The organism is Citrobacter amalonaticus, assembly GCF_018323885.1.
Classification (GTDB): domain Bacteria; phylum Pseudomonadota; class Gammaproteobacteria; order Enterobacterales; family Enterobacteriaceae; genus Citrobacter_A; species Citrobacter_A amalonaticus.
Genome location: NZ_AP024585.1, coordinates 3070153 through 3093964 on the forward strand (window position 1 = coordinate 3070153; position 23812 = coordinate 3093964).

General features: G+C 55.4%; 25 protein-coding genes and 1 tRNA gene. 10 read left to right on the forward strand and 16 right to left on the reverse strand.

Translation table 11 applies throughout. From position 1 onward, the window contains the following. The first annotated feature begins 55 nt into the window (after positions 1 to 55). From KI228_RS14620 to yejF, 4 genes are read left to right on the forward strand one after another with little or no spacing between them, the layout of a single operon-like run. A complete protein-coding gene (locus KI228_RS14620) occupies positions 56 to 1870 on the forward strand; it encodes an extracellular solute-binding protein (protein ID WP_061070664.1) in 1815 nt (604 codons plus the stop codon). Then, a complete protein-coding gene (locus KI228_RS14625; protein WP_044258612.1) occupies positions 1871 to 2965 on the forward strand; it encodes a microcin C ABC transporter permease YejB in 1095 nt (364 codons plus the stop codon). Then, the gene (locus KI228_RS14630) at positions 2965 to 3990 is read left to right on the forward strand and encodes an ABC transporter permease (RefSeq protein ID WP_043000101.1); all 1026 of its coding nucleotides are present in this window, start codon (positions 2965 to 2967) and stop codon (positions 3988 to 3990) included. The genes KI228_RS14625 and KI228_RS14630 overlap by 1 nt, the downstream gene beginning before the upstream one ends. Position 3991: 1 nt before the next feature. Beyond that, positions 3992 to 5581, forward strand: coding sequence for a microcin C ABC transporter ATP-binding protein YejF (gene yejF, locus KI228_RS14635; protein WP_061069854.1), 1590 nt, complete (start codon positions 3992 to 3994; stop codon positions 5579 to 5581). A 3-nt stretch (positions 5582 to 5584) separates the two neighbouring features. Here yejF and KI228_RS14640 read toward each other — a convergent pair whose 3' ends face one another. From KI228_RS14640 to rsuA, 3 genes are all read right to left on the reverse strand, one after another. Continuing rightward, entirely contained in the window at positions 5585 to 5929 is a 345-nt protein-coding gene (locus KI228_RS14640; RefSeq protein ID WP_043000099.1) for a YejG family protein, read from the reverse strand. Between the two features lie 342 nt (positions 5930 to 6271). Then, a complete protein-coding gene (locus KI228_RS14645) occupies positions 6272 to 7462 on the reverse strand; it encodes a Bcr/CflA family multidrug efflux MFS transporter (protein WP_043000098.1) in 1191 nt (396 codons plus the stop codon). Positions 7463 to 7477: 15 nt separating this feature from the next. Beyond that, entirely contained in the window at positions 7478 to 8185 is a 708-nt protein-coding gene (gene rsuA / locus KI228_RS14650) for a 16S rRNA pseudouridine(516) synthase RsuA (RefSeq protein ID WP_043000097.1), read from the reverse strand. A 151-nt stretch (positions 8186 to 8336) separates the two neighbouring features. Between rsuA and radD the strand changes: the two genes are divergently transcribed. Together radD and rplY are read left to right on the forward strand one after the other, a co-directional pair. Further along, entirely contained in the window at positions 8337 to 10097 is a 1761-nt protein-coding gene (gene radD / locus KI228_RS14655; protein WP_061069853.1) for a DNA repair helicase RadD, read from the forward strand. Positions 10098 to 10221: 124 nt separating this feature from the next. Beyond that, entirely contained in the window at positions 10222 to 10506 is a 285-nt protein-coding gene (gene rplY, locus KI228_RS14660) for a 50S ribosomal protein L25 (RefSeq protein WP_043000095.1), read from the forward strand. 51 nt (positions 10507 to 10557) lie between these two features. On the opposite strand, the gene yejK is transcribed toward rplY, so the two are convergent. Continuing rightward, the gene (yejK, locus tag KI228_RS14665; RefSeq protein ID WP_044268661.1) at positions 10558 to 11565 is read right to left on the reverse strand and encodes a nucleoid-associated protein YejK; all 1008 of its coding nucleotides are present in this window, start codon (positions 11563 to 11565) and stop codon (positions 10558 to 10560) included. A 180-nt stretch (positions 11566 to 11745) separates the two neighbouring features. On the opposite strand from yejK, the gene KI228_RS14670 reads away from it, so the two are divergent. The 4 genes from KI228_RS14670 to narP all read left to right on the forward strand — a co-directional run bounded on the left by KI228_RS14670 (position 11746) and on the right by narP (position 14754). Beyond that, positions 11746 to 11973, forward strand: coding sequence for a YejL family protein (locus KI228_RS14670; RefSeq protein ID WP_042317936.1), 228 nt, complete (start codon positions 11746 to 11748; stop codon positions 11971 to 11973). A gap of 31 nt (positions 11974 to 12004) precedes the next feature. Further along, on the forward strand, positions 12005 to 13765 hold the full coding sequence (gene yejM, locus KI228_RS14675) for an LPS biosynthesis-modulating metalloenzyme YejM (RefSeq protein ID WP_061069852.1): 1761 nt from the start codon (positions 12005 to 12007) through the stop codon (positions 13763 to 13765). 73 nt (positions 13766 to 13838) lie between these two features. Beyond that, a tRNA-Pro gene (locus KI228_RS14680) sits at positions 13839 to 13915 on the forward strand. Between the two features lie 191 nt (positions 13916 to 14106). Further along, positions 14107 to 14754, forward strand: coding sequence for a nitrate/nitrite response regulator protein NarP (narP, locus tag KI228_RS14685; RefSeq protein ID WP_061069851.1), 648 nt, complete (start codon positions 14107 to 14109; stop codon positions 14752 to 14754). A 62-nt stretch (positions 14755 to 14816) separates the two neighbouring features. Here the strand turns inward: narP and KI228_RS14690 are convergent, their stop codons facing one another. From KI228_RS14690 to napG, 12 genes are all read right to left on the reverse strand, one after another. Beyond that, a complete protein-coding gene (locus tag KI228_RS14690; protein ID WP_061069850.1) occupies positions 14817 to 15869 on the reverse strand; it encodes a cytochrome c-type biogenesis protein CcmH in 1053 nt (350 codons plus the stop codon). Continuing rightward, on the reverse strand, positions 15866 to 16423 hold the full coding sequence (dsbE, locus tag KI228_RS14695) for a thiol:disulfide interchange protein DsbE (protein WP_043000089.1): 558 nt from the start codon (positions 16421 to 16423) through the stop codon (positions 15866 to 15868). The genes KI228_RS14690 and dsbE overlap by 4 nt, the downstream gene beginning before the upstream one ends. Next, entirely contained in the window at positions 16420 to 18363 is a 1944-nt protein-coding gene (locus KI228_RS14700) for a heme lyase CcmF/NrfE family subunit (RefSeq protein ID WP_061069849.1), read from the reverse strand. The genes dsbE and KI228_RS14700 overlap by 4 nt, the downstream gene beginning before the upstream one ends. Beyond that, positions 18360 to 18839 (reverse strand): cytochrome c maturation protein CcmE, encoded by a 480-nt coding sequence (ccmE, locus tag KI228_RS14705; protein ID WP_043000087.1) that lies wholly within the window; start codon positions 18837 to 18839, stop codon positions 18360 to 18362. Before ccmE ends, KI228_RS14700 begins: the two co-directional genes overlap by 4 nt. Further along, positions 18836 to 19048, reverse strand: coding sequence for a heme exporter protein CcmD (gene ccmD, locus KI228_RS14710; RefSeq protein WP_043000086.1), 213 nt, complete (start codon positions 19046 to 19048; stop codon positions 18836 to 18838). Before ccmD ends, ccmE begins: the two co-directional genes overlap by 4 nt. After that, the gene (locus KI228_RS14715; RefSeq protein ID WP_044268653.1) at positions 19045 to 19782 is read right to left on the reverse strand and encodes a heme ABC transporter permease; all 738 of its coding nucleotides are present in this window, start codon (positions 19780 to 19782) and stop codon (positions 19045 to 19047) included. The genes ccmD and KI228_RS14715 overlap by 4 nt, the downstream gene beginning before the upstream one ends. Before the next feature lie 122 nt (positions 19783 to 19904). Further along, a complete protein-coding gene (ccmB, locus tag KI228_RS14720; protein WP_043000084.1) occupies positions 19905 to 20564 on the reverse strand; it encodes a heme exporter protein CcmB in 660 nt (219 codons plus the stop codon). Next, the gene (gene ccmA / locus KI228_RS14725; protein ID WP_043000083.1) at positions 20561 to 21181 is read right to left on the reverse strand and encodes a cytochrome c biogenesis heme-transporting ATPase CcmA; all 621 of its coding nucleotides are present in this window, start codon (positions 21179 to 21181) and stop codon (positions 20561 to 20563) included. Before ccmA ends, ccmB begins: the two co-directional genes overlap by 4 nt. A 23-nt stretch (positions 21182 to 21204) precedes the next feature. Continuing rightward, on the reverse strand, positions 21205 to 21807 hold the full coding sequence (gene napC, locus KI228_RS14730; RefSeq protein ID WP_043000082.1) for a cytochrome c-type protein NapC: 603 nt from the start codon (positions 21805 to 21807) through the stop codon (positions 21205 to 21207). A 9-nt stretch (positions 21808 to 21816) separates the two neighbouring features. Next, entirely contained in the window at positions 21817 to 22266 is a 450-nt protein-coding gene (gene napB / locus KI228_RS14735) for a nitrate reductase cytochrome c-type subunit (RefSeq protein ID WP_042317908.1), read from the reverse strand. After that, on the reverse strand, positions 22263 to 23126 hold the full coding sequence (gene napH, locus KI228_RS14740) for a quinol dehydrogenase ferredoxin subunit NapH (protein WP_044268651.1): 864 nt from the start codon (positions 23124 to 23126) through the stop codon (positions 22263 to 22265). Before napH ends, napB begins: the two co-directional genes overlap by 4 nt. After that, on the reverse strand, positions 23113 to 23808 hold the full coding sequence (napG, locus tag KI228_RS14745) for a ferredoxin-type protein NapG (protein ID WP_043000080.1): 696 nt from the start codon (positions 23806 to 23808) through the stop codon (positions 23113 to 23115). Before napG ends, napH begins: the two co-directional genes overlap by 14 nt. Positions 23809 to 23812: the final 4 nt, after the last annotated feature.

Genomic DNA, 23812 nt, shown 5'->3' on the forward strand with positions numbered 1-23812 from the left:
AGGCATCAGAGTGACCTGCGCGGGCAGGTAAGCAAGACAAGGAATCCCTTTGCAGATAATCGTTCGCATATTGCTGCTGTTTGTCATGTTGATAAGCGCGAGTGTCCAGGCGCAGGCGATCAAAGAGAGTTATGCCTTCGCGGTACTGGGAGAGCCTAAATACGCGTTCAACTTTGATCATTTTGATTACGCCAATCCCGCCGCCCCCAAAGGCGGTCAGATTACCCTTTCCGCGCTCGGCACCTTCGACAACTTCAACCGCTACGCCCTGCGAGGAAACCCCGGCGCCCGGACCGAACAGCTTTACGACACCCTGTTTACCACCTCTGATGACGAGCCCGGCAGCTATTATCCGCTGATCGCCGAGAGCGCACGCTATGCAGAGGATTATTCGTGGGTGGAAATCACGATCAACCCCCGCGCTCGTTTTCATGATGGCTCGCCCGTCATGGCCAAAGATGTCGCCTTCACTTTCAACAAATTTATGAATGAAGGCGTGCCACAGTTTCGTCTGGTCTACAAAGGCACAACGGTTAAAGCCATTGCCCCACTCACCGTACGCATGGAGCTCGCGAAGCCGGGTAAAGAGGATATGCTCAGTCTGTTCTCATTACCCGTAATGCCACAAGCGTACTGGAAAGATCATAAGCTCAGCGACCCGTTGTCCAGACCGCCGCTGGGTGGTGGTCCTTATCGCATTAGTCAGTGGAAGATGGGGCAATATATTGTCTATACGCGCGTGAAGGATTACTGGGCGGCCAATCTGCCGGTCAATCGTGGCCGTTGGAACTTCGATGTCATTCGTTATGACTATTATCTCGACGACAACGTAGCCTTTGAGGCCTTTAAGGCCGGCGCGTTTGATTTGCGCCTGGAGAGCGATGCCAAAAACTGGGCGACGCGCTATGTTGGCAAAAACTTTGATAATCAGTACATCATCAAAGATGAGCAGAAAAATGAATCAGCGCAGGATACGCGCTGGCTGGCGTTCAACATTCAGCGCCCCGTTTTCAATGATCGACGCGTCCGTGAAGCCGTTACGCTGGCGTTTGATTTTGAATGGATGAATAAAGCGCTGTTCTACAACGCCTGGAGCCGGGCAAACAGCTATTTCCAGAACACCGAGTATGCGGCCAGAAACTACCCCGATGCGGCTGAACTGGTCCTGCTTGCGCCGATGAAAAAGGATCTGCCGCCGGAAGTCTTCAGCCAGATTTATCAGCCTCCCGTATCCAAAGGTGACGGTTACGATCGGGAAAACCTATTAAAAGCGGATAAATTACTGAAAGACGCGGGCTGGGAACTGAAAGGTCAGCAACGGATTAACATGGTCACTGGCAAACCGCTGAATTTTGAACTGCTCATTTCCGCCGCCAGTAACAGCCAGTGGGTCTTGCCCTTCCAGCATAATCTCCAGCGTCTGGGGATTACGATGACTATTCGTCAGGTGGATAACTCACAGCTCACCAATCGCCTGCGCAGCCGGGACTACGACATGATGCCGACCCTGTGGCGGGCGATGCCGTGGCCCAGTTCCGATCTGCAAATCTCCTGGGCGTCCGAGTATATCGACTCAAGTTATAATTCTCCAGGTGTGAAAAGTCCGGTGGTCGACAAACTGATCGCCCAAATCATCGCCGCACAGGGTGATAAAAACAAACTGCTGCCGCTTGGACGTGCGCTGGACCGCGTGCTGACCTGGAATTACTACATGTTGCCGATGTGGTACATGGCGGAAGATCGACTGGCCTGGTGGGATAAATTTTCCCGTCCAGGCATTCGTCCAATTTATACTATTGGCCTGGATAACTGGTGGTATGACGTAAACCGGGCAGCGAAGTTACCTGCCGCCAGACGGCAGGGTGAATAAATGGGCGCGTACCTGATTCGTCGTTTGTTGCTGGTTATCCCGACGCTCTGGGCAATCATCACCATCAACTTTTTTATCGTGCAAATTGCCCCCGGCGGCCCGGTCGATCAGGCGATTGCCGCCATCGAATTTGGTCAAACGAGCGCGCTGCCCGGTGCCGGGAGCGAAGGTGTTCGCGCCAGCCATGCCCGAACCGGGGTGGGAAATATCAGCGACAGCAACTATCGCGGGGGACGCGGCCTTGATCCGGAAGTGATTGCCGAAATCACCCAACGCTACGGTTTCGATAAGCCACTGCACGAGCGCTATTTCACCATGCTGTGGAACTATATCCGCTTCGATTTCGGCGACAGCCTGTTTCGTAGCGCCTCGGTACTGACGCTCATCAAAGAGAGTCTGCCGGTGTCGATCACCCTGGGGTTGTGGAGTACGCTCATCATCTATCTGGTGTCGATTCCGTTGGGGATCCGCAAGGCCGTGCATAACGGCAGCCGGTTTGACGTCTGGAGTAGCGCGTTTATTATCATCGGCTACGCTATCCCGGCGTTTCTGTTCGCAATACTGTTGATTGTCTTCTTTGCCGGCGGCAGCTATTACGACCTCTTCCCGCTGCGTGGTCTGGTCTCGGCGAATTTTGACACGCTGCCGTGGTATCAAAAGGTAACCGACTATCTGTGGCACATCACCTTACCCGTCCTGGCGACAGTCATTGGCGGGTTTGCTGCATTAACGATGCTGACCAAAAATTCCTTTCTTGATGAAGTGCGCAAGCAGTATGTCGTCACTGCCCGCGCCAAAGGGGTCAGTGAAGGGAATATCCTGCGGAAGCACGTTTTTCGTAACGCCATGCTGCTGGTGATCGCCGGTTTTCCGGCCACCTTCATCAGCATGTTTTTTACCGGTTCGCTGCTGATCGAAGTGATGTTTTCCCTCAACGGTCTGGGCCTGTTGGGTTATGAGGCAACGGTGTCACGCGACTACCCGGTGATGTTTGGCACGCTGTACATCTTCACCTTGATCGGCCTGCTGCTGAATATTCTCAGTGATATCAGCTATACGCTGGTCGATCCGCGCATTGATTTTGAGGGACGTTAATGGCCCATTTAAGCCCCGTCAATCAGGCCCGCTGGGCGCGTTTTCGCCATCATCGTCGTGGCTTCTGGTCGCTGTGGATTTTTCTCGTCCTGTTTGGTCTGAGTCTGTGTTCTGAATTGATTGCTAACGATAAACCGCTGTTAGTGCGCTACGACGGAAGCTGGTATTTCCCGCTGGTCAAGAACTACAGTGAGAGCGATTTTGGCGGGCCGCTGGCAACAAGGGCGGATTACCAGGACCCGTGGCTGAAGCAACAACTGGAAAGCCGCGGGTGGGTCCTCTGGGCTCCGGTGCGCTTTGGGGCGAACAGCATCAACTTTGCGACTGACAAACCCTTCCCCTCGCCCCCTTCGGCGCAGAACTGGCTGGGTACCGATGCCAACGGCGGCGACGTACTGGCGCGAGTGCTTTACGGCACGCGGATCTCCATTCTTTTCGGCCTGATGCTGACCTTGTGTTCAAGCGTCATGGGTGTACTGGCCGGGGCGCTACAGGGCTACTACGGTGGCAAAGTGGATTTATGGGGCCAACGGTTTATCGAGGTCTGGTCGGGTATGCCGACGCTGTTCCTGATTATTTTGCTCTCCAGCGTCGTGCAGCCTAACTTCTGGTGGCTGCTGGCGATTACGGTGCTGTTTGGCTGGATGAGTCTGGTCGGCGTGGTGCGTGCGGAGTTCTTACGCACGCGAAACTTCGACTATATCCGGGCCGCCCAGGCGCTCGGCGTCAGCGACCGCAGTATCATTTTTCGTCACATGCTTCCCAACGCGATGGTTGCCACCCTGACCTTCTTACCGTTCATTTTATGCAGTTCCATCACCACTCTGACGTCGCTCGATTTTCTTGGCTTTGGTTTACCGTTAGGTTCTCCTTCGCTCGGTGAGTTACTCCTGCAAGGCAAAAACAACCTGCAGGCGCCGTGGCTGGGTATTACTGCGTTTTTGTCGGTCGCCATTCTCCTCTCGCTGCTGATCTTTATTGGCGAGGCCGTCCGTGACGCATTCGATCCCAACAAGGCGGTGTAACATGACGCAACCTTTGCTCGATATAGACAATCTGACGCTGGGATTTCGTAAGCAGGAAACGGTTCGTACGGTAGTTAACGCGGTGTCGTTGCGCGTGGAGGCCGGCGAAACGCTGGCGCTGGTCGGTGAATCCGGTTCCGGCAAGAGTGTTACCGCACTGTCGATTCTGCGCCTGTTGCCCACGCCGCCCGCCGTATATCTTAGCGGCGATATCCGTTTTCACGGCGAGTCATTACTCCACGCCAGCGAGCAGACGCTACGCGGCGTGCGCGGCAACAAGATCGCCATGATTTTTCAGGAGCCGATGGTGTCGCTGAACCCGCTCCATAACCTCGAAAAACAGCTCTATGAAGTCCTTTCCCTGCACCGCGGTATGCGCCGGGAGGCGGCACGCGCAGAGATAATAAGCTGCCTCGATCGGGTCGGTATTCGGCAGGCTGCAACCCGGCTGGGCGATTATCCGCACCAGCTTTCCGGCGGCGAGCGTCAGAGGGTGATGATTGCGATGGCGCTGTTAACGCGACCCGAATTACTCATCGCCGACGAGCCGACTACCGCGCTGGATGTCTCGGTACAGGCGCAGATCCTGCAACTGTTGCGCGAACTCCAGCGCGAGCTGAACATGGGGATGCTGTTTATCACCCATAATCTCAGTATTGTCAGGAAGCTCGCCGACAGCATAGCGGTGATGCAAAACGGGCAATGCGTTGAGCAAAACCGGGCCGCTCCCCTTCTCCACGCGCCCACGCATCCCTATACGCAGAAATTGCTCAACAGCGAGCCGACAGGCGACCCCGTACCGCTACCAGCCGGACATTCACCTCTGCTAAAGGTCGAGGATTTGCGCGTCGCCTTCCCCATTCGCAAAGGGATTCTCAAGCGCGTGGTGGCAAACAATGAGGTGGTGAAAGGCATCAGTTTCAGTCTGCAACCGGGTGAAACGCTGGGGCTGGTTGGTGAGTCAGGGTCAGGGAAAAGTACCACCGGGCTGGCGCTCCTGCGGCTTATCACCTCTCAGGGCAGCATAGAATTTGACGGCCAACAGTTACAACATCTTAACCGCCGACAGTTGTTGCCCGTACGTCATCGTATTCAGGTGGTCTTCCAGGATCCCAACTCCTCGCTGAATCCGCGTCTGAGCGTGTTACAAATCATTGAAGAGGGACTGCGCGTTCATCAACCATCGCTCTCAGCCGAACAGCGCGAGCAGCAGGTCATGGCGGTGATGGCGGAAGTGGGACTGGATGCCGACACGCGCCACCGCTATCCGGCGGAGTTTTCCGGCGGTCAGCGCCAGCGGATTGCGATAGCCAGAGCGCTGATCCTGAAGCCGTCATTGATTGTTCTTGATGAACCGACATCATCTCTCGACCGGACCGTGCAGGCGCAAATTCTCGCGCTGTTGAAATCGCTACAGCAAAAGCATCGCCTGGCCTATATCTTCATAAGTCACGATCTGCACGTGGTACGTGCGCTATGCCATCAGGTGATTGTGCTGAAACAGGGAGAGGTTATTGAGCAGGGGCAATGCGAGCGCGTCTTTAGCGCACCGCAACAGGCGTATACGCGTCAACTTCTCACGCTAAGCTGACGCTCAAAATGGATTGTTGTTAGAAAACGGTTCGGCAATGGCCACGCCAAAGTTTTTCAGACGACAGGTCGCGGCAAATTCGTCCTGGCGATTCACAAACAGACACGGTTCGCCTTCACATTCCAGTACGGAACATGGCACTTCGATATCACTGAGCGCCTGACTGAGTTTATGCATCACCGGCCAGGCGCTATCGCCATCCGGACTCAGCAGTTTAAGCGCCACCAGACTGTTTTCGACGCTTTGGCCATTTTGCGGAATCGGTTCAACTTTCGAACCTGCGAAACCCGCTGACCAACGATAGTTCTGTGGTAAGCGATGAACGATTGAGAGCTGTAATGTTGTCACTTTCTTTCCCCGGAAGCACAATCACTTCACAATTTATTTACATCTATATTAACACATCATTGACAATCCGTCCTTAAACGGATGCATAACGTGGCAATCCTTCTCCCGCGTGGCCAGTATGTTGGGTATGGCCTTTATTAAAATAGAGATTTCCAGTCGGGACAGGAGCGCGGGCTATATGTACCCGTTTCTGCGATCTAACTCAACCTTTTTAACTACAATGATGTGACTTTTTACATAAATTGATTTTACATAAAATAAACATATATCGGGGGAATGATAGGATTGTCGTTGACATACATCAACAAAGGAAGCCGAACGGCTTCCATATTGTGTATTTGATCACCGTTTTTTCGGGCGGCTCGCATAGAGATAGAACAAAATTGAACAGCTTGCACAGAAGGCAATAGACCAAATCATCGGCCAGGCTGAGTTAAACGTTGCCAGAGAGAGTAACGCGCCAACAAGCGCGCCAATGCCAAAGCGGAAAGTGCCCGCCAGCGATGAGGCCGTTCCCGCCATGTGTGGGAACTCATCGAGGATCACCGCCATCGCATTGGAAGAGATCATCGACACGCAACCGACAAAGACTGCCACCCCCAGCACCAGCGCCCAGAAACCGATGCCAAACAGCGCACTCAGCACCATCCACACCGCCATCGCCAGTTGGATCCACAATCCGGTACGGAACATGTTCAGCGCACCGATCCGGCGTACGAAGCGACTGTTAAAAATCGTCATAATGAATAAAAAGACGATGTTTAGCGCGAAGTAGTAGCCAAAATCCTGCGGCGATACGTGGTTGATTTCGATATACACGAACGGCCCGGCGCTGAGAAAAGAGAACATCCCGGCAAAGCTAAAGCCGCTTGCCAGCATATAGCTCAGCACCCGCTTATGGCGAAACAGCGAGGCAAAGTTACCTATTGTCGTGCGGATATGGAACGGCTGGCGCTTTTCAACCGGTAACGTCTCTTTAATGAGCGTTGCGATCATGACAGAGGCCAGAACCGCGGCGATCGCCAGGATCCAGAAGATAGAGTGCCAGCTCAACCACACCAGCACCCAGCCGCCGATGATTGGTGCCATCAGCGGTGCAATCGTGGTCACCAGCATGACGAACGACATCATGCGGGAGAACTCTTCTTTAGGATACATATCGCGCATCAGCGCATTGATCACCACGCTGGCAGCGGCTGCAGCCAGACCGTGGAAGAATCGCATCACAATCAGCTGATCGATGGTCTGCGCCAGCGCACAGGCTACGGCGGCGGCAGCGAACACCAGCGTGCCACCGAGGATCACCGGTTTTCGCCCAAGGCTATCCGCCATCGGCCCATACAATAACTGCCCGACTGCGAAGCCCAGAATATAGGTGCTAAGCGTCATCTGTGCGCTGCCCGCCGGCACGCCAAACTGCTCGGAGATCACCGGTAGCGCCGGAAGGTACATATCGATCGACAGCGGCATTAACATCGCCAGCAGACCGAGAATAAAAACAATGGCAAAGGACGAGTGCTGCCGGGTGGTCACAAAAAACTCCTGAATTTAGCTGGACGACATGCCGACGCTGGCAATTTCGGCTTCGGTCAAAGGGCGATACTCACCGGGTTCAAGGTCAGCATCAAGGGTAATGGCGCCTATCCGCTCGCGGTGCAGTTCTACCACGTGGTTACCCACGGCGGCAAACATCCGTTTCACCTGATGATAGCGTCCTTCGCTGATAGTCAGACGCACCTGCGTCGGGGTGATAACCTCAAGCACAGCCGGTTTGGTGAGATCTTTTTCATTATGTAACTGCACGCCTTTCGCAAACTGCGCGGCGGTATCTTCGGCGACGGGCGACTCCAGCGTGACCAGATACGTTTTCTCGCAGTGGTGACGCGGAGAGGTGATGCGGTGCGACCACTGCCCGTCGTCGGTCATCAGCACCAGACCGGTGGTGTCGATATCCAGGCGACCCGCAGCGTGTAATTTATGCGCGACCGGCTCATCCAGGAAATACAGGATTGTCGGATGATCCGGGTCATCCGTCGAACACACATAGCCCTGGGGTTTATTAAGCATAAAGTAACGTGGGCCGTTTTGCTGAACTAGCGTGTTGCCGTCATATGCTACGTCGTGTTCTGGCAGCAGTTTGAACGCAGTATTCCGGATGATTTCACCATCCACGGTAACACGGCTACCGCGGATTTCACGCCCGGCAATAGCGCGGCTGACGCCGAGTTGCTGAGCGATAAATTTATCAAGTCGCATGAGTGTGATTTTGCCTGTAAAAATACGGGAGTCGGGCGCGTCGCCCGAAAAGTGGAGCCGTTATCTGCCCAGTATAGCGGGCTAACAACATCCCTCAAGGGAAAACGATTCGTGGCATACTATACCCGAGTTCGTTACGTATTGTGAGACTATGATTTTTACACTTCGCCCCTACCAGCAAGAAGCCGTGGATGCCACGCTCAACCATTTCCGTCGCCATCACACGCCTGCGGTGATTGTTCTGCCCACTGGCGCCGGTAAAAGCCTGGTGATTGCTGAACTGGCGCGCGTCGCCAGAGGGCGCGTGCTGGTTCTGGCGCATGTGAAAGAGCTGGTGGCGCAAAACCATGCCAAATACTGCGCACTGGGGCTGGAAGCCGATATTTTTGCCGCCGGACTTAAACGTAAAGAGAGCCACGGTAAAGTGGTGTTCGGCAGCGTTCAGTCCGTGGCTCGCAATCTGGACGCCTTCCAGAGCGAGTTTTCGCTGCTGATTGTTGATGAATGCCATCGTATCGGCGATGACGAAGAGAGCCAGTATCAGCAGATACTCACCCATCTGAGCAACGCCAATCCCCACATTCGCCTGCTGGGGCTGACCGCCACCCCTTTTCGTCTGGGCAAAGGCTGGATCTATCATTTTCACTACCACGGTATGGTGCGCGGCGACGACAAGGCGCTGTTTCGCGACTGCATTTACGAACTGCCGCTGCGCTACATGATTAAGCACGGCTATCTTACGCCGCCGGAACGCCTCGACATGCCGGTGGTGCAGTACGATTTCAGCCGCCTGCAGGCGCAAAGCAACGGTCTGTTTAGCGAAGCCGATCTGAATCGTGAGCTGAAAAAGCAGCAGCGTATCACACCGCATATCATCAGCCAGATTATTGAATTCGCCCAGACCCGCAAAGGGGTGATGATTTTTGCCGCCACCGTCGAGCATGCCAAAGAGATTGCCGGACTGCTGCCGAAAGCGGATTCCGCGCTGATTACCGGCGACACGCCGGGTCCTGAACGTGATGAGCTGATAGACGCGTTTAAGGCTCAGCGTTTTCGTTATCTGGTCAACGTCTCCGTCTTAACCACGGGCTTCGATGCCCCGCACGTCGATCTCATTGCCATTCTGCGCCCCACCGAGTCAGTCAGTCTGTACCAACAAATTGTGGGTCGCGGCCTGCGTCTCGCACCGGGAAAAACGGACTGTTTGATTCTGGATTACGCCGGTAATCCGCACGATCTCTATTCTCCGGAGGTGGGGAGCCCGAAAGGCAAAAGTGATAACGTGCCGGTCCAGGTCTTCTGCCCGGCCTGCGGTTTCGCAAATACCTTCTGGGGCAAAACCACCGCTGACGGTACGCTGCTCGAACATTTTGGCCGCCGCTGTCAGGGTTGGTTTGAAGATGATGAAGGGCATCGCGAGCAGTGCGATTTTCGCTTCCGCTTTAAAAATTGCCCGCAGTGCAACACCGAAAACGACATTGCCGCTCGCCGCTGTCGGGAATGCGATACGCTCCTTGTCGATCCCGACGACATGCTGAAAGCAGCGTTGAAACTGAAAGACGCGCTGGTGCTCCGCTGTAGCGGCATGACGTTGCAGCACGGCCATGACGAGAAAGGCGAATGGCTGAAAATCACCTACTATGACGAAGATGGCGCGGACGTTAGCGAGCGCTTTCGCCTGCAAACCCCTGCCCAACGTACGGCATTTGAACAACTGTTTATCCGCCCGCATACCCGCACGCCAGGTGTGCCGCTACGCTGGATCACCGCGGCGGATATCCTCGCGCAACAACCCTTGTTACGCCATCCCGACTTTGTGGTGGCGCGGATGAAAGGCCAGTACTGGCAGGTGCGGGAAAAGGTATTCGATTACGAGGGGCGTTTCCGTCGGGCACATGAATTACGCGGTTAATCGTACTTTTGATTGATGTAACGGGCGTTTGAGGATAGAATCTCGCCCGCTTTTGCATACGCAAAGCAGATCACTTACCTGTTGCTGGGTCGCCTGTAGCAGGAATTATTAAAGAGAGATTTAAATGTTTACTATCAACGCTGAAGTACGTAAAGAGCAGGGTAAGGGTGCGAGCCGCCGCCTGCGTGCCGCTAACAAGTTCCCGGCAATCATCTACGGTGGCAAAGAAGCCCCGATTGCTATCGAACTGGACCACGATTCCATCATGAACATGCAAGCTAAAGAAGGTTTCTATAGCGACGTTCTGACCATCGTTGTTGACGGTAAAGAAGTAAAAGTTAAAGCTCAGGCTGTACAGCGTCACGCGTTCAAGCCAAAGCTGACTCACATCGACTTCGTTCGCGCGTAATCGCCAACAAGTTGAAGAAAACCCCGCTCCGGCGGGGTTTTTTTATGGCTTTTAATTACCGCCAGACGTACGGCGCTGAAGCTGATCGCGCAGGTTCGGCGGCGTGCCTTTAATGGTCAACGTATCCGTTGCCGGATCCCAGAAAATACGCTCGCCCAGTAGCATCGCGTCAAAGTTAATGGTTAACCCACCGCCGCTGCCGGCATATTTGGTCAGTTGGCGCAGCGTGCTGCGATCGGCCGGGAAGCTCTCTTCCAGCTCATAGCCCTTCTCTGCCGTAAACTCGCTAAAACTCACTTCACTGACGCCAGAAAGTTCTTTTGACAGCGACTCCAGCTCAATTTCCTCACCGGCCTGAAGCTGCTCGTTGCAGTAGCTGTACACCTGCTGGCGCACGTTTTGGCGCTCAGCTTTATCCAGTTGCGCTTCAGCGGTGAAGTCATCGACCGCCTGCAGCAGTCCACGGTTTTGCGCCTTGGCGTTGAGACCTTCGCTGGCTCCGAGGAAATCCATAAAGAAGTCAGCCACTTTTCGCCCTACCCGCCCCTTCAGGAAGGTCAGATAGCGGGTGGATTCCGGATTGGTTTCCCACTCGGTCAGATCGATACGCGCGACGATATCCGCATGGTTGATATCCAGATAGTGCGTCGGGTTGATATCCAGATTCTCATTGACGCGCATGCTGCTTAAGTTGTTCAGCACCGCCACCAGTAAATACTCTACCGCCAGATAGCGATAATGACAGAACAGCACAATGCCGCCGTCAGCAAACGGGTATTTGGCGAGCTCGTCACGTAAACGTCCGGTCGCCGCACGGCTAAAGGCGAGAAAATCTTCCTCACCCTGGCGCTGTAAGCGCAGCGCTTGCGCCAGTTCGCTCTCTTCGCTGAACAGACCATACGCTTTGTTTTTCGCGCTATAGACCCGATGCAGTTCAGCCATCATATCGACAACGGTGTTTGTCGGTTCCAGTAATGAATCGCGCAGGACCAGCTCAAGGTTTTGCTCATCACGCTTGATAAGCTGGTGCAGGGCAATCTGGTTGATATCCAGACTCATGATAAACTCTCCTTAAAGACCGGGCGGTATTCAACCACCACCGGCGAGGCGACGCAACAGAAGATGCAGCGCCGTTTTGCCTGTCGCACGGTAGCGCGAATTATTGAGGATAAAAAAGCGGAAAAAAAACTGTTGCTACGGTAATATGTTGCCCTTTCATGAATAAACTGATGTCGATTTATGCCACAAATCTCCCGCTATAGTGACGAACACGTTGAACAACTGCTCACCGAGATGCTCAACGTACTGGAAAAACATAAGGCACCGACTGATCTTTCCCTGATGGTGCTGGGAAACATGGTCACCAACCTTATTAATACCAGCATTGCCCCGGCTCAGCGCCAGGCGATTGCGAACTCTTTTGCCCGCGCATTGCAGTCCTCGGTTAACGACGACAAAGCGCACTAAAAGCCGATTTTGGGGAAACGAACGACACGTTATGGTAACTCATCGTCAGCGCTACCGTGAAAAAGTCTCCCAGATGGTTAGTTGGGGGCACTGGTTTGCACTGTTCAACATTCTGCTGGCTATCGTGCTCGGCAGCCGTTACCTGTTTGTCGCCGACTGGCCGACAACGCTGGCCGGTCGCGTTTACTCTTATCTGAGTATCGTCGGCCATTTCAGCTTTCTGGTGTTTGCCACCTATCTGCTGATTCTGTTCCCGCTGACGTTCATTGTGATGTCCCAGAGGCTGATGCGTTTCCTGTCAGCCATTCTGGCGACGGCCGGAATGACGCTTCTGCTGATCGACAGCGAAGTGTTTACCCGTTTCCACCTGCATCTTAATCCCATCGTCTGGGAACTGGTGATTAACCCCGACCAAAATGAAATGGCGCGCGACTGGCAGCTGATGTTTATCAGCGTGCCGGTTATCTTATTGATTGAAATGCTGTTTGCGACCTGGAGCTGGCAAAAACTGCGCAGCCTGACGCGTCGTCGTCACTTCGCCAAGCCGCTGGCCGCCTTCTTCTTTGTGTCATTTATTGCTTCACATGTGGTCTATATCTGGGCGGATGCCAATTTCTATCGTCCGATCACCATGCAGCGCGCCAATCTGCCGCTCTCCTATCCGATGACCGCGCGCCGGTTTCTGGAAAAACATGGCCTGCTGGATGCGCAGGAGTATCAGCGCCGTCTGGTCGAACAGGGGAATCCGGAAGCGGTGTCCGTGCAGTACCCACTAAGCGAATTACGCTATCGCGATATGGGAACCGGGCAAAATGTCCTGCTGATCACGGTCGATGGCCTGAACTATTCGCGCTATGAAAAGCAGATGCCGGCACTTGCCGAATTTGCCGGGCAAAACATTGCCTTCACGCGCCACATGAGTTCCGGCAACACCACCGATAACGGTATTTTTGGCCTGTTTTACGGCGTGTCGCCGAGCTATATGGACGGTATTCTGTCCACCCGAACGCCGGCTGCGCTGATTTCGGCTCTGAATCAGCAAGGCTATCAGCTGGGACTGTTCTCTTCCGACGGCTTTACCAGCCCGCTCTACCGCCAGGCGTTACTGTCTGATTTCTCGATGCCAAGCGTACAGACGCAGTCTGACGAACAGACCGCCAGCCAGTGGATCAACTGGCTGGGGCGTTACGCGCAGGAAGACAACCGCTGGTTCTCGTGGGTTTCGTTTAACGGCACCAACGTTGACGACAGCAACCAGTCTAACTTCGTTCGCCGCTACGCTCGCGCGGCGGGAGATGTTGATAAGCAGATCAACCGTGTGCTCGGCGCGCTGCGTGAGTCCGGTAAACTGGATAACACGGTGGTGATAATCACCGCCGGTCGCGGCGTCGCGTTGAGCGATGAAGAGAAAAACTTCGCCTGGTCGCGCGGTCACCTGCAGGTTCCGCTCATTATTCACTGGCCGGGGACTCCCGCACAGCGGATCAACAGCCTGACCGATCACACAGACGTCATGACCACGTTGATGCAGCGTCTGCTCCACGTCAGCACGCCTGCTAATGAATATTCGCAGGGGCAGGATCTGTTCAATGCCAATCGTCGTCACTACTGGGTAACGGCGGCCGATCTCAGTACGCTGGCAATCACCACGCCGGAAATGACGCTGGTGCTGAACAACAACGGCAAGTACCAGACATACGATTTACGCGGCGAGAAGATTAAAGATCAGAAGCCACAGTTGAGTCTGTTATTACAGGTGCTGACAGACGAGAAGCGTTTTATCGCTAACTGATTTATTATTAATCAGTTAGCTGGATGTCCCCTTGCATTCGGTACGGAAAGCGGTAGTATTAGCTCCCACGAGTCGGCACGTAGCGCAGCCTGGTAGCGCACCGTCATGGGGTGTCGGGGGTCGGAGGTTCAAATCCTCTCGTGCCGACCAAAATACTCCTTAAGAACCAGCCCTGATGGGCTGGTTTTTTTATGCTCCTGAATATCCTTTCATCTTTCAGGTTTTACTTCTTACCCATGCGTAATCTGGGGTAATATTTCTCCCTCTTATCGATGCGGTGAATCTGGACGATTCGCGATCGAATAACAATAATGATTCTAATAAAATCTCGGGAGATAACTATGCCTGAAGCAACGCCTTTTCAGGTGCTGGTGGTAGATGACCACCCTCTTATGCGTCGTGGTATCCGTCAATTACTGGAACTGGATCCGACATTTGAGGTGGTTGCCGAAGCGGGCGATGGTGCAACGGCGATTGATCTGGCAAACCGTCTCGATCTGGATTTAATCCTGCTTGATCTGAATATGAAAGGGCTGAGCGGTCTGGATACGTTGAACGCCCTGCGCCGCGATGGGATCACGGCGCAGATCATCATTCTCACCGTTTCGGATTCGGCCAACGACATCTACGCCCTGATTGACGCCGGCGCAGATGGCTACCTGCTGAAAGACAGCGATCCGGAAGTTCTGCTGGATGCCATTCGCACAGGCGCCAATGGCGGCAAAGTTTTCAGCGAACGCGTCAGCGATTATCTGCGCGAGCGCGAAATGTTTGGTGAAGAGGACGATCCGTTCAGCATGCTGACCGAGCGAGAGCTGGATGTGTTGCACGAGCTGGCACAGGGGCAGTCTAACAAGCAGATTGCCTCGGTCCTCAATATTTCCGAACAAACCGTAAAAGTGCATATTCGCAACCTGCTGCGCAAGCTCAACGTACGCTCACGCGTTGCCGCGACCATCCTGTTTTTACAAACCCGCGGTATGCAATAGCCCAGCAAATGCCCGATGGCGCTACGCTTATCGGGCCTGTGCCTCGCCATCTGGCCGGGTGGTTACTCGCTCTTTGGCGATAAGTGCTGCATCGCCTGCGCGATACTGCGCTCAATCACCGCACGACGCGTATCGTTCGCTGGCAGCATCTTCAACATCATCTCCCAGGCGGCAACCGCCTCGCCAAAACGCTCCTGCTCAAAGGCGTTGAAGGCATACATGCTCAGAACCCGCACATTGGCGTGATCGCTACGCACCAGTTCTCGCAGCAGCTCCCCTCCACGACGGTTATCATCAGGATCGGAAGAACGGGTCAGCGCCTCGGCATAGCCCAGCGCAGCATCGCTGTTCTTCGGATCGAGTCGATAGGCGTTGGCATACGCTTCGGTAGCGGTACTGGCATTGCCAAGCACCATTCCGATCCGCCCCAGCATGATCCAGCCTTCTACGTTCGTCGCATCACTTTGCAGACGAGTACGTAGCCCCAGCGCCAGACGCGTCATCTCTTCCTCATCCAGCGGCTGCGCTTTTGGATCCAGCGCGCGTTCCAGCAGTGCCGGACTTTGTGCCGTCGCCAGTTGCCAGATTTCCACCTGCTTATAGCTCCCGGTCTGGTAATAACTGACGGCCCCCACGATGACGGCAATCACTATCCCTGGCAGATAAACCGCCAGCCCGGCTCGTTTACCCTCCGGTAACGATATCTCATCCGGGAACACCTCCTGTTTCAGGCGTACCCGCCGACGCGAACGGGCAACGATAATCCAGCCACCTGCGCCAATTGCCGCCACGGGAAGCACCCACAGCAGGACAGTCAGTGGTGTCAGCGGCGGATCATAGGTGACGAAGTTACCGTAGCGCGCCACCATATAGTCGACGATCTCTTTCTGACTTTTCCCTTCCTGCATCAGCTCATAGACTTTCTGCCGCAGGTCGGTCGCAATCATCGAATTGGAATCCGCGATGCTGTTGTTCTGGCATTTTGGACAGCGCAGCTGTTCAGTCAACTGGCGGAATTGTTGCTCCTGGGTCTCATCCTTAAACTGCATCACATCAATGGTGGCCAGCGCGTTAGCAGAAAACAGCAGCATCAGCACACTCAGCAAAAGTCTCATTGCCCGGCCTCCTTACTGTATTTCTCCCACAGCGGCTTGATTTCACTCTCCCAGACGCGGGCGTTCAAATCCCCGGCATGGCGATAGCGAATAATGCCTTTACCGTCGATCAGGAAGGTTTCCGGCGCGCCATAGACCCCAAGATCCAGGCCCAGCATACCGTCGCCGTCAAACAGGCTCAGCGCGTAAGGATTACCCAACTCTTTCAGCCAGACGATGGCCTTCTGGCGATCGTCTTTATAATTCAGCCCCACTACGCGAATCCCCTGTGCCGACAGCTGGTTCAGGTACTGATGCTCAGCGCGGCAGGTCGGACACCACGTTGCCCAGACGTTGAGTAAGACCGGTTTACCCTGAGTCAGCACGTCTGCCTCATAATGCTTACCGGGGTTCTCCAGCGACTCAAGCCGGAAAGTCGGTACCGGTTTACCAATCAGCGCCGACTCCAGATTCGTCGGCGTGTCGCCTTCTGCGTTACGCGCCAGTTGCCACAGCAGCGCTGCGGCAATCACGAGAAAAATCACAAAGGGAATCAAAAGTACGTTGCGCTTCATACCGCCTCCGACGCCGATTTTTGCGGTTGTACGCGTTTGCGATAACGCGGGTCAAACAGGCATAACAGCCCTCCCAGCGCCATCAATATCCCACCCGCCCAGATCCAGCGAATAAACGGTTTGTAGTACAGACGAACAGCCCACGCGCCGTTATCCAGCTCTTCACCGAGCGCGGCGTACAGATCGCGGGTGATACCACCATCAATCGCCGCTTCCGTCATCATCGAACTGGTGCTGTTGTAGAACCGTTTTTCAGCGTGCAACGTTGCTTCTGCCTTGCCATCACGGGTCACGCTGATAATCGCCACACCACCGCGATAGTTTGGTCCGGTGATATCCTTCACTTCACGGAAGGTGAAGCGATATTCATGAATATCGACGCTGTCACCGGCTTTCATGCGAACATCGCGCTCGACGCTGTAGTTCTGGCTGAAGGCGATGCCGACAATTGTCACCGCCAGGCCGACGTGCCCGGCCACCATTCCCCAGTAGCTCAGCGTCATTTTCGCGCCACGTGAAATTCGCAGCGCAAGCTCCGCCATCGCCAGCACAAACACCCAGCAGGCCATTGCCAGCCCGACTACGGTCATGGCGACAATCTTGTTCTCAAACAGCCACGGCAGCAGCAGAGAGAGTACGAGGGTGCTGACCAGCGCGATAACCAGCAGTCGTTGCAGTTTACGCGGTCGATCGCGTCCCCAGCGGACCAGCGGGCCAATACCCAACAGCAGGGCAAACGGCGCCATCAGCCAGGTAAACATGGTATTAAAAAACGGTTCGCCAATAGAGATACTGCCCAGACCGAGTTGCTTATGCACCAGCGGCAGCAGCGTGCCGAGCAGCACGACCAGCATGGCGGCAATCAGCAGCACGTTATTACCGAGCAGCAGCGATTCACGCGACCAGAGGGCGTTATTGACCCGGGAGCGAACCTTATGTCCTCGCGTGGCAAACAGCAGCAGCGAGCCGCCGATGACCAGCACCATGAAGGCCAGAATGAACATCCCGCGAGACGGGTCGGAAGCAAACGCATGCACCGACACCAGCACGCCTGAACGCACGAGGAACGTCCCCAACAGACAGAGCGAAAACGCGCAGATGGAGAGCAGTAGCGTCCACGCCTTGAAACTGCCGCGCTGTTCAGTGACCGCCAGTGAGTGCATCAGTGCGGTTCCCACCAGCCATGGCATAAACGAGGCGTTTTCCACCGGATCCCAGAACCACCAGCCTCCCCAGCCCAGTTCGTAATACGCCCATGCTGAACCCAGCACAATCCCCAGCGTCAGGAAAACCCACGCTGCCAGCGTCCATGGACGGGAAAAACGGGCGAAAGTGCTGTCCAGGCGACCGCTCATCAGCGCCGCGATAGCGAACGCGAAGGCGACCGAGAAACCGACGTAGCCCATATATAGCAGCGGCGGATGGAAGATAAGCCCAGGATCTTGCAACAACGGGTTGAGATCGCGCCCTTCTATCGGGAAATTCGGCAGCGTGCGGGTGAACGGGTTGGAGGTAAACAGGATGAACAACAGAAAACCGACGCTAACCATCCCCATCACCGCAAGTACGCGGGCGACGATATCCAACGGCATCCGCTGGGAAAACAGCGCGACGGCAAAGGTCCAGCCGCTCATCAGCAACACCCACAGCAGCAGCGAGCCTTCATGCGCCCCCCAGGTGGCGGCGACGCGGTACCAGACCGGCAGCTGCGTGTTGGAGTTACTGGCGACGTAAACGACGGTGAAATCATTCACTACAAAGGCGTTGACCAGCACCAGAAAGGCGCCCATCACGAGGATAAACAACAGCCAGGAAAACGGTCTTGCCGACGCCATCATCCGCGCATCGCCTCGCGCCACGCCCCACAGCGGATAGACTGAGAGTAACAACGCAACGCCCAGTGCCAGGCATAACAGCGCATTGCCAATTTCAGGCATCATGATGTTTTATCCTTATAGACGCTCTCCGGACGGCGGTGGTTATCCTGCATCGCTTTTTCAACTTCCGGCGGCGTGTAGTTTTCATCATGCTTGGCGAGGACTTCTTTCGCCTGAATATGGTTTTTCTCGCCGAGTTCCCCCTGCACCACCACGCCTTGTCCTTCACGGAACAGGTCCGGCAGAATGCCTTCGTAGGTCACATCCACCACGCCTTCGGCATCATAGATGCTGAAATTCACCTTCAGCGAGTTGGGGTCGCGCTTGACGCTGCCGGGCATAACCATACCGCCCACCCGAAGGCGCTGACCCACTTCCGGCATTTGCTGCGTTTCGCGCTTGCCGTAGAGAATCTCGCCTGGCGTGTAGAACAGGTCGATGTTGGCGCGCAGCGCATACAGCACCAGCGTAATCGTCAGCGCTAACCCGACAAGCACGCCGCAGGCAATCCATAAACGGTTCTTACGTCGAATATTCACGCCGCCTCCCGTTGTGTCTGCGCTGCACGCAGGCGGGCTTCACGCGCCCGCTGACGGGAGACATCACGCAAAATTGCGCGATGCTGCGTCACGGTATGAATGACCAGCACTGCCAGCGGGATGACGCTCAGCGCCACAGCCAGCCAGACGTAAAAGGCGTAACCGCCCATCGCAAAAAAATCACTCCAGGATGCAAATGCAGTGGTCATTGGCGGCCTCTTTTTAAGATCAGTTCACTCACCCACGGGCGACGTTTTTCCATTATCAGAATCAGGTTACGCATCCGCATCAGCGACAGCGTGATAAACAGCAGCAGATAGCCGACAATCGCCAGCCGCAGCGGCGTGCGCATGGCCGGGTCGATGCTTTGTTGCATACGGGTCGAGCCCTGATGCAGCGTGTTCCACCACTCCACCGAATAGTGAATGATCGGCAGGTTCACCACGCCAATCAGCACCAGGATCCCCGCCGCGCGCCCCGCCATCTTACGGTCATCAAAGGCGTGCCACAGAGCAATTGCGCCGACGTAGAGAAACAGCAGCACCAGTTCCGACGTCAGCCGCGCATCCCACACCCACCAGGTACCCCACATCGGTTTACCCCAGGCCGAGCCGGTGACTAGCGCAATAAACGTAAACACCGCGCCAATCGGCGCCATTGCAGCCAGCGCCAGGTTCGCCATCTTCATCTGCCAGACCAGACCGATAAACGCGGCTACCGCCATCGAGGCATAAATCCCCATTGACCAGATCGCCGCCGGAACGTGCAGATAAATAATGCGGTAGCTCTGCCCCTGCTGGTAATCCGCCGGCGCAAAACCGAATCCCCAGATCCAGCCCGTCGCCAGAACCAGGACGCAGGCGACGGCCAGCCACGGCACAAAATAGCCACAAAGCTGATACAGTCGTGGGGGCATAGCCAGTTGATGAAGTGTTTTCCACATAGTTCAGTCACCAGACTCAAACGAATAAAGTTACCGTCATGCCGGATAGCGGCTGATGCCTTATCCGACCTAAAAACCCGGCTCTTGTCGGCCTGAAAAGCGCAGCGCCATCAGGCAACTCATTACTGCAAACTAATGCGTAACGCCGCCGCCGTTGCAAAAGGACTTAACGTCGCGCTACCTGCCAGTAACGCGCCCAAAATCGCCATGTATCCATCCACTGGAAGATGCATGGATGCCGCATCCATCGCGGCAGTCGCAAAAATCAACAAGGGAATGGTCAACGGCAGTACCAGTACGCTCAGCAATACACCGCCGCGCTTTAACCCGACCGTTAACCCCACCCCCGGTGCGCCGAGAAAGCTCAGCGTCGGCGTCCCCAGCAGTAGAGTCAGCGCCATAATTTTCCAGCCGTAGAGGTCCATCCCCAGCAGCAATGCCACCAGCGGAGAGAGGATCAACAGCGGCAGACCGGTGACCATCCAGTGGGCCATCACTTTTGCCAGCACCACCATCGGTAATGGGATTGGCAGCAGCATCAGTTGCTCAAGGCTGCCGTCCTGCAGGTCATCGCGAAACAGTCGCTCCAGCGCCAGCAGCGAGGCCAGCAGTGCAGCAACCCAAATAATCCCCGGCGCAATGCGCGCCAGCAGCTGCGGTTCCGGCCCAATGCTCAGCGGGAACAACGTAATAACAATCAGGAAGAACCACAGCGGGTTGGCAATTTCCGCGCTATGGCGAAAGGCAACGCGCAGTTCGAGACGGAAGATACGCCACATCATTGCCCTGCCCTCTCGTGAGTCAGCGCAATCCGGCGAATGCGGTCTGTAGCAACGTTCATTGGCTGGTGGGTGGTGAGGATAACGATCCCACCTTCATCGGTATGCTGCGCCATCCGCTGCGTCAGGCGTTCAACGCCGTTCACATCAATGGCGGTAAAGGGTTCGTCGAGGATCCAGAGCGTGGCGCGGGTCAGCCAGAGACGCGCTAACGCCACACGGCGCTGCTGTCCGGCAGAAAGCTGGTTAACAGGGATATCTTCGTAACCGGCAAGACCGGCCTGCGCCAGCGCCGCGAGACATTTCGCGATATCGCCGTCCTGATGGAAAAAACGCAGGTTCTCCAACGCCGTCAGCCGGGTTTTGATCCCCGGCTGATGGCCAATCCACAACAAATTTTGATGGTAGCTGTCCCGCACACGATGTAGCGGTTGCTCCTGCCAGCACACCTCACCGGCATCAGGACGAGAAAGTCCTGTCAGCAACCGCAACAGGGTGGTTTTCCCTGCGCCGTTGCCGCCGGTGACCTGTATCCACTCCCCGGCGTTGACCTGGAACGACAAATCGCTAAACAGGACTCGTTCATCCCGCTCACAGAGGAGCTTTCTGGCTTCAAGCATACTACCCACTCATTACCATCCCGTCAGAAGCCCGGTTTGACGTCGCGCATATCGGGGAGCTTATGCGCAATCCCCTTATGGCAGTCAATACAGGTTTGCCCGTCTTTCACCGCCTGATCGTGCATTTTTGCGGCGACACTCTTCTGGGCCGTTAAGTCCATGAAGTCAAAGTTGTGACAGTTACGACACTCCTGAGAATTGTTATCTTTCATTCTTCGCCATTCATTCTGTGCCATCGTCAGACGATGCGCTTCGAACTTCTGCGGGGTATCAATCAGTCCCAATGCTTTTGCGTACAGTTCTTTACTGGCCTTGATCTTACGGATCATTTTCGGCACAAACTCGTGTGGTACGTGGCAGTCAGGACAGGTCGCACGCACACCGCTACGGTTGTTGTAGTGTACGGTTTCCATGTATTCCTGATACACGGTATTGCGCATTTCGTGGCAGCTAATGCAGAACTCTTCGGTGTTGGCCTTTTCCATCCCGGTGTTAAATCCACCCCAGAAAATAATCCCGCCGACGAACCCGATTAACAGCAGCGTACCCAGCGCCAGGCGACTGGGGCGACGCCACCACTGCCAGAGGCGCTTAATCCGGCCTGGTTTACGGTTAGCATTTTCCATAATAACCTCTTATTTCCCGTAACCTTTCGATGGGGTAAAGGTGTTACCCACAATCGGCGGGGCGTCAGTCTGCGGCACGTGACACTGCAGACAGAAGTAACGACGCGGCGCCACTTCGGCCAGCACTTTGCCGTCGCTGTCCATAAAGTGCGTCGGACTAATACGCGGCGCGCCGGTGGTACGATAGCTTTCAACGCCGTGGCATTGCAGGCAGCGGTTGGTGTTAGTGGTCACCTGGTAACCATCGACGCTATGGGGAATCATCGGCGGCTGATTCACATAGTTCAGCGGCATACGCTCTTGCTCTTTGTGCATGCGAATCGCCCCTTCCTGTGTCCCCGACACTTCCGGAGACTGGCTAAGATCCACTCCGTTTGCCGCCCAAACCGCACCGCTCACCACCAGGGCCAGCAGGGCTGTCCATTGACACAGCGCTTTTTTCAGGTCATGGCTTTTCATGATTTCGCTCCCGAACTCCATCGTGTAGTTATTGTAAATACGTCCTCAGAACAGACATCCACGCAGCGACCGCAGGCCATGCAATCGCGGCTGGTGACCTGCACCGGGCTTTGCTCATCCAGCACCGGGGCACGTAATACATGCGGTTCCGGGCAAACATGAAAACAGTCCATACAGCGGTTACATTTCTGTCGGTCTTTCGCCGCAACGGTTAATACGCCCTGGCTACCCAGCACGCCATACAGTGCGCCTAAAGGACAAAGATGCCCGCACCAGCCGTGTTCAACGACCAGCAAATCAAATAAAAACAGAGCGATAATCAGCAGTGCGCCGCTACCGAATCCCATCACCAGGCTACGCCCCAGCAGTGAAACAGGGTTAATCCATTCCCACAGTAGCGTCCCGGTCAGTGCTGAACCCACCAGCACGACAACCAGAAGTACGTACCGTATATGACGTGGAATAGTTGCGGACTGATTCAGGTCAAACCTTCTGCGTAGCCAGGCCGCAAAATCGGTAATCGGGTTCAACGGGCAAACCCAACCGCAAAACAATCGCTTTCCTGCCAGGGCGTAAAGCACGGTAATAATCGCCGCGCCTGTTAGCGCCACCGCCACAGGCAGATGACCGCTCGCCAGGCTTTGCAGGGTGATGAGCGGATCGGTCAACGGGATCGACTCCAACAACAGGCTGCTGGAGTAATTCCCATGCAGGATCCACACGCCAAACCACGGGCCGCTCAGAAACATCCCCAGCACCATAAACTGACAGAGCCGGCGGAAAATCAGCCAGCGATGACTCCGCCAGACGCCTTTTTTCGCCTGCGCTTCACGCCCGGCATCACGTTTACGATTTGCCATCGTTCCCCTCCAGCCAGCCGAAGCGGTAATGGTGACCTAACTCCCCTTTCGCCAGCGACAGCGGCAACACTTTTATCGCGGGTTGCTCCAGCACGCAGACTTTTTCACATTTCCCGCACCCCGTGCAGGCGTCGCTGTGAACGGTCGGGATAAATCGCGCATGTTTGCCGGTTCGCATGTTGCGATCCAGTTCCAGCGTGATAGCCTCATCGATTTTTGGGCATTCGCGATAGCAGACGTCACAGCGTAATCCCTGGAAGTTCAGGCAATTTTCCTGATCCAGCAGCACCGCCAGCCCCATCCGCGAATCGTCAATGGAGGCAATCTCCCGGTCCAGTGCCCCGCTGGGGCAGACTTTGGCGCACGGAATGTCTTCACACATCTCGCACGGGATCTCGCGGGCAACAAAATACGGCGTCCCCGCCGACAACCCTGATGCGAGCGTCGCCAGTTTTAAGGTGTCATACGGACATGCCTGAACGCACTGCCCGCAGCGCACGCAGGCGCTGGCAAAGGCGTTCTCGTTCACGGCCCCAGGCGGGCGCAACCGCACGCCTGTAGCCCGTGCGGTTTGCTGCTGTAACCCCAGCGCCACGCCAACGGCAGCCAGTCCGCCCGCTGTGCGAACAACATCGCGCAGAAAGCGGCGGCGGCCATTTTGGGGTTTCGCTGACCTGGACATGGCG